The sequence below is a fragment of the Micromonospora globispora genome (genome assembly GCF_003857015.1).
Classification (GTDB): Bacteria; Actinomycetota; Actinomycetes; order Mycobacteriales; family Micromonosporaceae; genus Micromonospora; species Micromonospora globispora.
On the sequence record NZ_QGGF01000241.1, the window covers coordinates 1 to 12,815 of the forward strand.

11 protein-coding genes and 1 pseudogene are annotated in these 12,815 nt (G+C 71.4%); 6 read left to right on the forward strand and 6 right to left on the reverse strand.

Going from position 1 to position 12,815, the window contains the following annotated elements:
- Together DKL51_RS36265 and DKL51_RS10945 are read right to left on the reverse strand one after the other, a co-directional pair.
- Positions 1-297 (reverse strand): annotated as a pseudogene (locus DKL51_RS36265) (hypothetical protein); the annotation flags it as partial.
- 197 nt (positions 298-494) lie between these two features.
- Positions 495-959 carry a DUF5318 domain-containing protein gene (locus DKL51_RS10945; protein ID WP_109947915.1) on the reverse strand — a complete coding sequence of 155 codons (465 nt, stop codon included), beginning with the start codon at positions 957-959 and terminating at the stop codon, positions 495-497.
- A gap of 174 nt (positions 960-1,133) precedes the next feature.
- Between DKL51_RS10945 and DKL51_RS10950 the strand changes: the two genes are divergently transcribed.
- Both DKL51_RS10950 and DKL51_RS10955 read left to right on the forward strand, forming a co-directional pair.
- Positions 1,134-1,772 carry a PadR family transcriptional regulator gene (locus tag DKL51_RS10950; RefSeq protein WP_109947917.1) on the forward strand — a complete coding sequence of 213 codons (639 nt, stop codon included), beginning with the start codon at positions 1,134-1,136 and terminating at the stop codon, positions 1,770-1,772.
- 23 nt (positions 1,773-1,795) lie between these two features.
- Entirely contained in the window at positions 1,796-2,875 is a 1,080-nt protein-coding gene (locus DKL51_RS10955) for an inositol-3-phosphate synthase (RefSeq protein WP_109947914.1), read from the forward strand.
- Positions 2,876-2,979: 104 nt separating this feature from the next.
- Here DKL51_RS10955 and DKL51_RS10960 read toward each other — a convergent pair whose 3' ends face one another.
- From DKL51_RS10960 to DKL51_RS10975, 4 genes are all read right to left on the reverse strand, one after another.
- Complete coding sequence (locus DKL51_RS10960) at positions 2,980-3,459, reverse strand: methylated-DNA--[protein]-cysteine S-methyltransferase (RefSeq protein ID WP_124812014.1); 480 nt, start codon at positions 3,457-3,459, stop codon at positions 2,980-2,982.
- A 48-nt stretch (positions 3,460-3,507) separates the two neighbouring features.
- Positions 3,508-3,912, reverse strand: coding sequence for a hypothetical protein (locus tag DKL51_RS10965; RefSeq protein WP_109947912.1), 405 nt, complete (start codon positions 3,910-3,912; stop codon positions 3,508-3,510).
- A gap of 174 nt (positions 3,913-4,086) precedes the next feature.
- Positions 4,087-6,096: a S8 family serine peptidase gene (locus DKL51_RS10970; RefSeq protein ID WP_243422771.1), complete on the reverse strand. Its 2,010-nt coding sequence runs from the start codon at positions 6,094-6,096 to the stop codon at positions 4,087-4,089.
- Between the two features lie 207 nt (positions 6,097-6,303).
- Positions 6,304-7,761 (reverse strand): CCA tRNA nucleotidyltransferase, encoded by a 1,458-nt coding sequence (locus tag DKL51_RS10975; RefSeq protein ID WP_109965610.1) that lies wholly within the window; start codon positions 7,759-7,761, stop codon positions 6,304-6,306.
- 129 nt (positions 7,762-7,890) lie between these two features.
- Between DKL51_RS10975 and murJ the strand changes: the two genes are divergently transcribed.
- The 4 genes from murJ to DKL51_RS10995 all read left to right on the forward strand — a co-directional run.
- Positions 7,891-9,636: a murein biosynthesis integral membrane protein MurJ gene (murJ, locus tag DKL51_RS10980; RefSeq protein ID WP_124812015.1), complete on the forward strand. Its 1,746-nt coding sequence runs from the start codon at positions 7,891-7,893 to the stop codon at positions 9,634-9,636.
- Positions 9,637-10,064: 428 nt separating this feature from the next.
- Positions 10,065-11,681, forward strand: coding sequence for a protein kinase family protein (locus DKL51_RS10985; RefSeq protein WP_109947909.1), 1,617 nt, complete (start codon positions 10,065-10,067; stop codon positions 11,679-11,681).
- Positions 11,682-11,724: 43 nt separating this feature from the next.
- Positions 11,725-12,453, forward strand: coding sequence for an RNA polymerase sigma factor SigM (sigM, locus tag DKL51_RS10990; protein ID WP_124812016.1), 729 nt, complete (start codon positions 11,725-11,727; stop codon positions 12,451-12,453).
- Positions 12,450-12,815: RsmA family anti-sigma factor (locus tag DKL51_RS10995; RefSeq protein WP_498070897.1), on the forward strand; the 366-nt coding region annotated here is incomplete at its 3' end. The genes sigM and DKL51_RS10995, both read left to right, overlap by 4 nt.

The window sequence follows — 12,815 nt, forward strand, 5'->3', positions numbered from 1 at the left end:
GTCTCCCCGGCCGCCGGCGGTACCGACCGAGGCCCGACCCGCCGAACCGCCGGCGGCCGGGGAGACCGGGACCGAGGCCCGTCCCGCACCGGCCCGGCCCACCGAGGCCGAGCCGCCGATCGAGGCACGCCCGCTGGACGCGGAGCTCCGGGGCGACACGGAGGCGCGGGCCGAGGCCCCGCCATCCTGCCCGGATGACCAGCCACTCCCGCGCAGGCTCCCACCGGAACCGGGGTCGCCGTTCAGGCCCGGGATCTGGGCCCGCCCACGCGAAGAACTGGGATCGCCGTAGTTCATTCCTCACACCCTGCCGGTCGCGGTGGGACGCCGACGCGCCGCCACCGGGTTGCCGTGAGCTGGAACACGAGACGCTACACCGCGGGCTTGCCGCAGCGCAGGCGTCAAATCCGAAGTAATCGGACCAATCGGACCTAGAAGCTGTCGGTCGATCCGCCCGTCGTCCACCGGGCCCGGCTCGGCCGATCCAGCTCGAATCACCGTTGCGCCTCTCGCCTCCGACGAGGGGTCGAGCCGTTCGTGGCGGACGAACCGCTCACCGCTCCCTGCTCCGACCCGTCCTCCGTGCCACCGGCCAGACCGTCCCGGCCGAGCAGGAACTGCTCGACGAGATGGTTCCAGTCACAGCCGAGGCACACCTCCACCACGAAGACCTGGAACTCACGCAGCGTCATCGCCAGCACGGGCAACTCGGCGCGGGTGCGCGCCTGGCCGGCGGACTGCTTGAGTTCGTCCCCGTAAATGTAGTGGACGTGAATGAGGTTCTCGCTCCGGCAGATCGGGCAACGCTCCTCGGTCGGTTCGCCGTGGAACCGGGCCGCGTTCTTGAGGTACGGCGAGGCGTCGCAGACGTCGTACGTGCCGACGCGACCGGTGAGGAGCTCGCGCAGCACCGCTCGCTTCTGGAGCGAGTAGTCGACGACCTGGCGCTGCGTACGCATGCGGAGAAGGGTACGCGGTCCGGCGGGACGAGGCGACCGCCGTCACGATCCGTGACGACGGCGTGTCGCAATCAGGGGTTTGCCCTGATCCTGCGACTCCGCTAACGTGCGATGTATCGGTCCGATACATCGCGGCGGTTACCGCTCCGCGCCGGGGGTAAAGAAGGGGTGGCCATGCTCGAGCTCGCCATCCTCGGCCTCCTGCAGGAGGCTCCGATGCACGGCTACGAGCTGCGCAAGGAGCTGACCGCCAAACTCGGTGCCATCCGGGCGGCGATCAGCTACGGCTCGCTCTACCCCACCCTGCGCCGGCTGCAGGCGGTCGGATGGATCACCGAAGCCGCCGAGACGCCCGCGACCGCCGAGGAGGTTCCCGCGCTGACCAGCCGACGTGGTCGGGTGGTCTACACCATTACCGCGGAGGGCAAGGAACGCTTCGCCCAGCTCATAGCGCAGGCTGGACCCGAGACGTACGACGACACGGGCTTCGGCGTGCACTTCGCGTTCTTCGCCCGCACCGACCAGGCCACCCGGCTCCGGATCCTGGAAGGTCGTCGTCGAAAAATCGAGGAACGTCGCGAAGGCCTTCGTGACGTGCTCGGCCGGGCGGCCGAGCGGCTCGACGCGTACACCCTGGAACTGCAGCGCCACGGCCTCGACGCCTGTGAGCGTGAGGTCCGCTGGCTGGAGGAGCTCATCGCCAACGAGCGCTCCGGCCGAGCCCCGACGGTCCCGGAACCCGGGACGGCCGGCGGCCGACGAGATGACAACAGCCCGCCCCCGCCTGGAGAGTCCAGGAAAGAGCGGCCGTGATGAAGAAGAAGGAGGCAGACGCTATGGGCTCCGTCCGCGTCGCCATCGTCGGTGTGGGTAACTGCGCCTCGTCCCTCGTGCAGGGCGTGGAGTACTACCGGAACGCCGACCCGACCGACCGCGTCCCGGGTCTCATGCACGTCACCTTCGGCGACTACCACGTCTCGGACGTGAAGTTCGTCGCGGCGTTCGACGTGGACGCCAAGAAGGTGGGCATGGACCTCGCTGAGGCGATCGTCGCCAGCGAGAACAACACGATCAAGCTGTGCGACGTACCGCCGACCGGCGTGACCGTGCAGCGCGGGCCGACCTTCGACGGTCTCGGCCAGTACTACCGCGAGATCATCGAGGAGTCGGACGTCGAGCCGGTCGACGTGGCGCAGGCGCTGCGTGACGCCCAGGTCGACGTGGTCGTCTCCTACCTGCCGGTCGGCTCCGAGCAGGCCGACAAGTTCTACGCCCAGGCCGCGATCGACGCGGGCTGCGCGTTCGTCAACGCCCTGCCGGTCTTCATCGCCTCCGACCCCGAGTGGGCGCAGAAGTTCACCGACGCGGGCCTGCCGATCGTCGGCGACGACATCAAGAGCCAGGTCGGGGCCACCATCGTGCACCGCGCCCTGGCGAAGCTCTTCGAGGACCGCGGTGTCGAGCTGCTGCGTACGTACCAGCTCAACTTCGGCGGCAACATGGACTTCATGAACATGCTGGAGCGCAAGCGCCTGGTCTCGAAGAAGATCTCGAAGACCCAGTCGGTCACCTCCCAGATCCCGCACGAGATGAGCAAGAGCGACGTGCACATCGGCCCGTCTGACCACGTGCCGTGGCTCGACGACCGCAAGTGGGCGTACATCCGCCTGGAGGGCCGCTCCTTCGGTGACACCCCGCTCAACGCCGAGCTCAAGCTCGAGGTGTGGGACTCGCCGAACTCGGCCGGTGTCATCATCGACGCCGTCCGGGCCGCGAAGATCGCGCTGGACCGCAAGATCGGCGGCCCGATCCTGTCGGCCTCGTCGTACTTCATGAAGTCCCCGCCCGTGCAGTACGCCGACCACGACGCGCACGCCGCCGTCGAGGCGTTCATCAAGGGCGAGGTCGAGCGCTGACGCGCTGACGCTCCGTCGCTGGAGCGGGCTGACGCCCGCACCGAGCACCACCGAGGGCCGGGTCCGCAGGGACCCGGCCCTCGCGCGTTCCGTCCGGCGGTACGTCAGGACCAGGCGCGTTGCAGGGCGACCCGGGCCTCCAGCTCCAGCAGCGTCACCTTGCGCGGCAGGCCGCCGCCGAAGCCGACCAGCTTGCCGCCCGCCCCCACAATCCGGTGGCAGGGCACGATCACCGGGATCGGGTTCCGGTTGCAGGCCACCCCGACGGCCCGGGCCGCTCCCGGCTCCCCGACCGCCCGCGCCACCTCGCCGTAGGTGAGCGTCTCCCCGTACGGAATGCGGGTCATCTCCCGCCAGACCGCCCGCTCGAACTCCGACCCCCGGCGCGCCGCCACCGGCACGGTGAACGCGGTCAGCTCGCCGGCGAAGTACGCCCGCAGCTCCGCCACCGCCCGGCCGGCCAACTCGTCCGCGGGCTCGTCGGTCGCCGACGCCACCCGCCCGAAGTGCGCCCCGCAGACCGCCTCGCCGTCGGTGGCCACGGAGAACTCACCGATCGGCGAGTCGAGCACGGTCCAGCGCATGAACCTGATTCTTCCCTCAGTCGGGCGTGAACCACCAACCCCGGGCCGTCACAGCAGGGCGAAGCCGAGGAGCACGGCGCCGGCGATCAGGCTCACGCCGCCCGCGACGGTCAACCAGATCAGCTTGTTGGGTCGGGTGTCGGTGGGGCGTGGGACGGAGAGGAAGAAGCCGAGCGGCATCAGGATCGGCGCCGCGACCAGCAGCGTACGGATCAGCGTGCGCATGCCGTCCGACGCGTCGGTCTGGTCGAGGTAGGGGAGGGCGACCAGGGCGAACAGGACGAGGACCCCGGCGTGCGCGTGGCCGGCCGTCCAGAGCCCGCGGCGCACGGGGTTGTCCAGGTAGCCCGGCCTTCTCCGGGCGAGGTGGACGAGCAGGCTCAGCCCGCCGTACGCCACGGCGACGACGGTGATCAGCAGGATTCCCGCGGTGGTGCGCGTGTCCGATGACATCCGTCGTCTCCGTCTTGTCCCTGTCGGTGATGTCGGTGGGGCGTCACTGTGTGAACCGCCGGACGCCGCCCGACGTCACGGCTTCCGGCACCCGCGCCTCCACCGATCAGGCAAACGAGACGCCCGCCGGCTGCCCCTCGCGGGGCGGCTCGGCGGGCGTCGTCGGGTGGTGGGTCAGGGCTGAATGGCGGTGAGGGTGAACCTCTCCCAGCTCCCCAGTCCCAGCGTGGAGCTGGACCAGTTGATCGTCCGGTTCGCGATCAGCGGCTTGGCGCCGCCGCTCTCCGCGGTCACCACCTTGCCGTTGACGTCCGCGACGAACCAGAGCGTCCCGTCGGTGTTGTAGTCGAGCACCGAGAACTTCTCCCACGCGCCCACGGCGCTGGACCGCGCGATCAGTGACGCGGCTCCGGCGTTCTCCGCGGTGACGAACCTGTTGTTCACCTTCGCCCGCAGGGCGAGGTACCCGCTCCCCGCGTCGACCAGCTCGAACTTCTCCCACGAACCGACCGCGGTGGACTTGGCGATCAGCGGCAGCTTGCCGTAGTTCTCCGCCATCACGAACTTGCCGTTGGCGGACGCCTTGATGCTTACCGTCGGCGGCGGGGCGGCGAAGTCGAACCGTTCCCACGACCCGATGCTGGCCGCCTTGGCGATCAGCGGGAGCTTGCCGTAGTTCTCCGCCATGACGTACTTGCCGTTGGAGTTCGCCTTGAGGCTGACGCTGCCGTCGGTGTTGTACACGAGGGTGAACTTCTCCGCCGCGCCGATCGTGGTCTTGCTGGCGATCAGCGGCGAGGTGCCCGAGCTGGGCGCGGTGACGTACTTGCCGTTCACCTTGGCGAGGAGGGCGACGAAGCCGTCGCCGGTGTCGACCACGTCGAACTTCTCCCAGGGGCCGAGCGCGGCTCCCTTGGCGATCAGCGGCAGCGTGCCGGCACTGTCCGCGGTCACGAACCGGCCGTTGACCCGCGCCTTCAGCCCGTACGAGGAACGGGCCACCGAGGTCGCGCCGACGTGCAGCAGGCGGTTCATCGAGCTGCGCGCGTCGTGCACCGCACCGGCGATCCCGTCGGCGACGATCGCGTCGCGGACGTCCGACGGAGTCCAGTCGGGGTTTGCGGAGAGCAGCAGGGCGGCGGCGCCGGCGACGTGCGGGGCGGCCATCGAGGTGCCGCTCTCCACCGCCGTGCCGGTGCTCTCGCCGATCGCCGACGGGATGTTCACGCCCGGGGCGAAGACGTCCAGGCAGGAGCCGTAGTTGGAGAAGGCGGCGCGGAAGTCGAGGTGATCGGTGGCGCCGACGGTGATGGCGCCCGGCACGTCCCCCGGGGACGAGAGGCAGGCGTTCGTGTGCTCGTTGCCGGCCGCCACGGCGTAGGTGAGGCCGGCGGCGATGGACCGGTTGATCGCGTCGTCCACCGACTGCACGACCCCGCCGAAGCCGAGGCTCAGGTTCACCACGGCCGGCTTCGCGGCGTTCGCGGTGACCCAGTCGATGGCGGCGATGAGCTTGTCGCTGGTGCCGCCGCCGGCGCAGTCGAGCACCCGGACGCCGACCAGCTTCACGTCCTTGGCCACGCCGTACGTACTGCCGCCGACCGTGCCGGCCACGTGGGTGCCGTGGCCCTCGCAGTCGTCGGCGACGCTGTCGCCGTCCACGAAGTCGTAGCCGTAGCTGGCCCGGCCGCCGAACTCCTCGTGGCTGATGTCGATGCCGGTGTCCACGATGTACGCGGTCACGCCGGCCCCGGTGGCCGGGTAGGTGTAGGACCGGTTGAGCACCGGCGTGGTCTGGTCGATCCGGTCCAGGCCCCAGGACGGGGGGCTGCTCTGCGTACCGCTCACCGAGAAGCGGTGGACCTGCTCGACGTATGCGACGTCGGGGTCGGCCGCCAGCCGGGCCGCCTGCGCCTCGGTCATCCGGGCCGACCAACCGCGCAGCGCGCTGGTGAAGATCCGGCCGACCGACCCGCCGGTGGCGTCGGAGAGCGACTCGGCGGTGGCCCGGACGGTCCGCGCGCTGGCCCGGTGATCCTTGAGCACGACGATGTAGCGGCCCGGCACCGCGCCGGCCACGTCGGCGCCCCGCACCTTCTCCGGGGCGGAGGGAGCGGCCGCCGCCGGGCTCCCGGTGGTGACGCACGCGAGCATGGTCGCGGAGGCGAGGGCAAGGCCCGCCACCGCGGAACGGCGTAGCACTGAGTTTCTCCCCGTGGGTCGGCGACCGTCCTCGGAGGACGGGCGACGGGCGATCGGCACGACCGCCGGGATGCTCAGCGGGGCCGAAAGGACGCCGACCCATCATGCGGCAAGATCGCCGCCCGGGGTGTCCCCCGTTCGGTCGATACGCCGGCGTGTCGTCGTACGCCCGGCGCTCGATCGCCGGCGTCAGTCGCGGACGCCCTGCTCCCGCGCCCAGCGCAGCAGCTCCGCCTCGGCTTCGTCGCGGTCCAGCGGGCCGCGCTCCAGGCGCAGCTCCTTCAGGTACTGCCACGCCTTCCCGACGAGCGGCCCCGGCGGTACGCCGAGCAGCTCCATGATCGCGTTGCCGTCGAGGTCGGGGCGGACCCGGGCCAGGTCCTCCTCGGACGCGATCCGGGCGATCCGCTCCTCCAGCGCGTCGTAGTCGGCGGCCAGCGCGGCCGCCTTGCGCCGGTTCCGGGTGGTGCAGTCCGAGCGGGTCAGCTTGTGCAGCCGGGGCAGCAGGTCTCCGGCGTCAGCGACGTACCGGCGCACCGCCGAGTCGGTCCACTCACCCCGGCCGTACCCGTAGAAGCGCAGGTGCAGGGCGACCAGCTTGACCACCTGGGCGGTGATGTCCTTCGGGTAGCGCAGGGCCTTCATCCGGGCCTTGGTGAGCCGGGCGCCGACCACCTCGTGGTGGTGGAAGCTGACCCGCCCGTCCGGGCCGACGGCCTTGGTCGCCGGCTTGCCGACGTCGTGCATCAGCGCGGCCATCCGGAGGATGAAGTCGCAGCCGTCCTCCTCCATCGAGACCGCGTTGCTGACCACGGTCAGCGTGTGCTCGTAGACGTCCTTGTGCTGAGCGTGCTCGTCGATCGTCAGCTTGAGCCCGGTCAGCTCCGGCAGGAAGCGGTCGGCCAGGCCGGTGTCGACCAGCAGCCGCAGCCCGGTGACCGGGTCGGCCCCGCAGAGCAGCTTGGTGAACTCGTCCCGGACCCGCTCGGCGCTGATCCGATCCAGGTCGGCCGCCATCTGGGTCATCGCGGCGTGCGCGTCGGGGTGAACCTGGAAGCGGAGCTGCGCGGCGAACCGAGCCGCGCGCAGCATCCGCAGCGGGTCGTCACCGAACGACTCCCGCGGCGTGCCGGGGGTACGGATCACCTTGGCGGCAAGGTCGTCCAGACCGCCGTACGGGTCCGTGAAGCGGTGCTCGGGCAGGCTCACCGCCATCGCGTTGATGGTGAAGTCCCGGCGCTTCAGGTCATCGATCAGGTTGGTGCCGTACTCCACCACCGGGTGGCGACTGACCTGGTCGTACGCCTCCGCACGAAACGTGGTGATCTCCAGCTGCAGTCGGTCGCGCTGGGCGCCGATCGTGCCGAACTCCCGGCCCGTCTCCCAGATCGACTCCGCCCAGCCCTTGAGGATCCGGATCGTCTCGTCCGGGTGGGCGTCGGTGCAGAAGTCGAGGTCCTCGCCGAGCCGGCCGAGCAGGGCGTCCCGTACCGAACCGCCCACCAGGTGCAGTTCATGGCCCGCCCGCGCGAAGCGGCGACCGAGCTCGTCGGCGACCGGCGAGACCCGGAGCAGTTCGGCGACGGCGTTGCGCTGCGCGGCGGTGAGTTCGCGGCGGTCGGCGTGAGATGCGGAGACTTCGGACATGGGATCGCCAGCCTATCGGGCCGGGGCGGGATCTGATCCGCCGGGCGCGGGTAACAGGCGGGCGTTGACTAAGGTCTTGGGCGTGCGGGCCGGTCGTCCGGCTCGGCCGTACCCCCTTGGAGGCTGGAGATGAGCGGCGGGCTCTACCGCAGCGCGAACGCCGCGCAGGGTGGCGGCCCGACGCCGGCCGACGACGCCACCTTCATCTCGGCGGAGCCGCTGAACCAGCCCGGCGTCGAGGCGATCGCGCCGCCGCAGGAGGTGGTCGCCGAGACCAGCGCCGCGGCGAACAGCGCGGTGATGGCGATCGGCAGCCTGGTCAGCCGGGGTACGGGCTTCATCCGCAACCTCATGATCGGCGCCGCCCTCGGTGGTGGCCTGATCGGCAACGCGTACACGACCGCCCAGTTCCTGCCGAACCAGGTCTACGAGTTCCTGCTCGGCGGCGTACTCACCAGCGTGCTCATCCCGGTGCTGGTCCGTCGGCGCAAGGCCGACCCGGACCGGGGTGAGGCGTACTCCCAGCGGCTGCTCACCCTGGCGGTGCTCACCCTGGCCGGCGCCGCGCTGATCGCGGTGATCCTGGCGCCGGTGCTGACCGCCCTCTACGCGAGCGGCAAGGACGCGGCCTACACGGGACTGGTCAACGACCTGTCCTACCTGATGCTGCCGATGCTCTTCTTCACCGGCGTCAGCGCGCTGATCGCCGCGGTGCTCAACACCCGGGGGCACTTCGCCGCCCCGATGTGGGCGCCGATCCTGAACAACCTCGTGGTCATCGGCACCTGCGCGCTCTACATCGCGGTCTTCGGCGCGAAGCTGCTCAAGCCGGCCGAGATGGGCTGGGCCCGGATCCTGCTGATCGGCGGCGGCACCCTGCTCGGCGTGGCGGTGCAGAGCGCCGGCCTACTGCCGGCGCTGCGCAAGGTCGGCTTTCGGTGGAAGTGGCGGTTCGACTTCCGCGAGCTGGGCCTGCGCGAGCTGGCGAAGCTCGGTGCCTGGATGTTCTGCTACGTGGCGGTCAACCAGCTCGGCCTCTTCGTGGTGGTCAACCTGCTGACCCGGGCGGCCGGCGACGACACCGCCGGCATCATGATCTACAACAACGTCTTCCTGCTGCTGATGATGGCGCACGGCATCATCGCGGTCTCGATCATCACCGCGCTGATGCCGCGGATGAGCGCGGCGGCCGCCGACGGCCGGTTCCGGGACGTCACCGCCGACCTGTCCCGGGGCACCCGGATGGTCACCGCGGTGCTCGCCCCGGTCGCGGTCTGCTACGCGGTGCTGGCCGCCCCGATCTCCGTCGTGGTCTTCCGGTACGGCGCCTTCACCGGCGCGAACGCGGTCGCCACGTCGACCGTGCTGCTGGTCGCGGCGCTGGGGCTGGTGCCGTTCGCAATCAGCCAGCTCTTCACCTTCGCCTTCTACGCGCTGCCGGACACCCGCACCCCGGCGCTGATCAACATTCCGGTGGTGGCGCTGCGGGTGCTGCTGCAGATCGGCCTCTTCCTCGCCTTCTCGGCCACCTTCGCGGCGGCCGGCATGATGGCCGGCAACGCGATCTCGTACCTGGCCGCGGCGGTGATCTCCGCGATGCTGCTCCGCCCGCGGGTGGGTCGGATCGGGTTGGGCGGGATCATGCGGACCATGGGCCGGGTCGTCCTGGCCGCGCTCGGCGCCGCCGTGGTCGGCCTGCTGGTGGTCAAGCTGCTCCCCGGCGACCCGGCCGACCTGAGCTGGTTCGCGGCGGCCGTCCAGCTGATCGTCGGCGGCGCGGTGATCGGCGGGACGTATCTGGGGCTGGCCATGGTGCTCCGGATCGGCGAGATCACCGAGGTGGTCGGGATGGTGCGGCGCCGCCTCGGCCGCTGACCGGCGCGGATGACGGACGGTGAACGAGGATCACCAGGCTGGGGATACGCCTGTGGATAACTCAGCGTTTCGCCGCTGACTGGGCCTCTCGGCCTGTGGACAACCAACCGTACGGACGAGGGTGGCGCACCGAACGGGGGGGAACTCGGCCGGGGTGCCGGCGAGGTCTCCCGCGTCGGCGTGCCCCTGACGTCGACCCCTTGCGGTCAACCTCTAGATTGGCTGGTGCATGTACCAGCAACGTGGCTGACAACGGTCGTAACCGGACGATCACCTCGATGCTGGCGGCCCACCGGTCACGGCGGGAAAGATGACATGTCGGAGAACCGGGCATCCCGGGTAAGGTCGCTCTCGACGGATACGGCGGGTGCCGACGCTCGGTGTCGACACCGGTCTGCCGGTTCCTTCGAAGGCAGAGCGGGAAGCACATGCCCAGCAGCACGGGTCCATCGATCGACGCGATCACCGAGGGAGGACGGGTGACCCAGGTCGGCGAGGGTCAGGAGGCGGAGGAGAGTTCGCCGCCGGTCATGACCTTCGGTGCTCCCACGGCCGGTGAGATCCTTGCCGAGCGGTACGAGCTGGTCGAGCACATCAACAACGACAGTGCGGGCCGGCTGGTCTGGCGCGGGGTTGACGTCGTGCTGCGCCGTCCCGTCGCAGTGGTCCTCCGCTACCCGGGTGGCGACTCCGCCACCGAGATGCTCCAGGCCGCGGTCGCGGCCAGTCGCGTCATCCACCCCAACCTGGTCGGCGTCTACGACGCGATCGACGAGGCCGACCGGGCGTACGTGGTCCGGGAGTGGGTGGACGGCCAGTCCCTCCGGGAACTGGTCGCCGCCGACGGGCCGCTGGACCCGGCCCGGGCGACCGCCATCGGCAACGCCGTGGCCAGCGCCCTAGCTGCCGTGCACGCGACCGGCATGGTGCACGGCAACGTGCACCCGGGCACCGTCATGATCAGCGATGACGGCCGGGTCGTCGTGGCCGACGCCCGGACCGACGGCGCGGACAGCCAGGAGAACGACATCCGCGCGATCGGCGGGGTGCTCTACTTCGCCCTGACCGGGCACTGGCCGCACGGCGAAGCCCCGCTGCACGGCGCCACCGCCGGCCACGGCCGGGCCGCCATCCCGGACGCCGTACGCGACGCCGCCGGCGCGATCGCCGCCCCCCGCCAGGTCCGGGCCGGCGTGCCGGCGTACCTCGACGACCTCACCATGGACCTGCTCGACCCGGAGATCGCCCCGCCGTCCTCGGACGTGCTCGCGGCCGAGCTCGGCCGGCTCGACATCCCGGCCGACGAGCAGTTCCTGGAGCAGGCCGGCCCGCTGCGCTTCGCGGCCGAGACCGAGGAGGAGCCGTCGCCATTGGCGGCCGCCGGTGGCCGCAAGGTGGCGATGGGCATCGCCGGTCTGCTGGCGGTGGCCCTGGTCGGGCTGCTCATCGGGATCAGCGCCCTGGGCGGCGACGACAAGAAGCCGAAGACCGAGCCGGTGGCCCGCCCCACCAGCAGCGCACCGGCCGACGCGCCGAGCCAGCCCGCCGCCGTCATCCGCCAGCTGGCCGTGGAGGACATCCGGATCATCGACCCGGACAGCAATAGCCGCAACGAGCTGGGTGACGCCGAGAAGGTCATCGACGGCGACCTGGACGAGGGCTGGGAGACCGACACCTACAAGTCGGCCAAGTTCGGCGGCCTCAAGCGCGGCATGGGGGTCTGGATCGACCTCGGCGCTGAGCACACCGTGAAGTCGGTGCAGGCCGTGTTCTCCGCCAGCGGGGCCACCGCCCAGCTCTACACGGGCAGCAGCGACCCGGCCTCCAGCTCCTCCGGTGACAAGAAGCTGGTCGAGGAATACCTCAAGACGCCGATCGGCGAGGGTTCCGTGCGAGCCGACGGCACCCGGCTGACCTTCAGCAACGGCTTCGACCCGGACAAGAAGTACCGCTACCTGCTGTTCTGGATCACCGAGCTGCCGCGCAAGGACAGCGGCGACGGCTACAAGATCGGTGTCCAGGAGCTCACCGTTCAGGGGTCGTGAACCGGCCGGCGCTGCCCGGGTACCACACCGGCCGGATGTGGTGATGGACGAGCGCGCGGTCCCGGGCGTCGAGGCGAGCGACATCGAGCTGCTTCGCGCCCACGTCGCCGGCGATCGGAACGCCTTCACCACGCTGTTCCACCGGCACCGGGACCGGCTCTGGGCGGTGGCCCTGCGGACGCTCGGCGACCGCGAGGAGGCCGCCGACGCCCTGCAGGACGCGCTGCTCTCCGCGCACCGCGCAGCGGCCCGCTTCCGGGGCGACTCGGCGGTGACCACCTGGCTGCACCGGATCGTGGTGAACGCCTGCCTGGACCGGATCCGCCGGCGGCAGACGCACGCGACGGTCCCGCTGCCGGACGGCGTACCGGCCGGGGAGCCCGGCCACCACACCGGCGGCGTCGAGCTCGCCGCCCCCGTCCGGGACCACGACACCGCCCTGGTGGTGCGGCAGGCGCTGGCCGAGTTGCCGGCCGAGCAGCGGGCCGCGCTGATCCTGGTGGACGTGCAGGGGTATCCGGTGGCCGAGGTGGCCCGGATCCTCGGCGTGGCCGAGGGCACGGTCAAGAGCCGCTGCGCCCGTGGCCGGGCCCGGCTGGCGGCCCGACTCGGGCACCTGCGTACCGGATCCACCGACGCGCCGGAGGTGCCGCGCCCGGTCAACCGTGCCGCCGGCGTGCCCCGCGTCACCTCGGGGAACCCGCGGGCACCCGAGGGCGTCGGATCGACGTCGGGACCGTCCCGGCGGGACCCCAACCAGGAGGAGACGTGAGCCCCCGGGAGTTCAGCGAGGTCGACCACGACCTGCTCGCCGACTACGTCGGCGGGGCGCTGGACGGCACCCCGGAGCAGGCCACGGTGGCCCGGCTGGTGGAGGAGGACCCGGCCTTGGGCCGGGCGTACGCGACGCTGGCACCGGCGATGGAGCTCGTGCGGGCCGACCTGGCCGAGTGGGCGAGCGGCCCGGCGCCGGAGATGCCGACGACCGTCGCCGACCGGATCGCGGCCGCGCTCTCCGGGGCGGGACCGGCGCCGACGCCGGCCGACGTGGACGACGGGATCGACGCGCACGAGCGGGCTCCGGAGGCCGCCACGAGCGGGCTCGACGCGGGTGCTGACCGGTACGCCGGTACC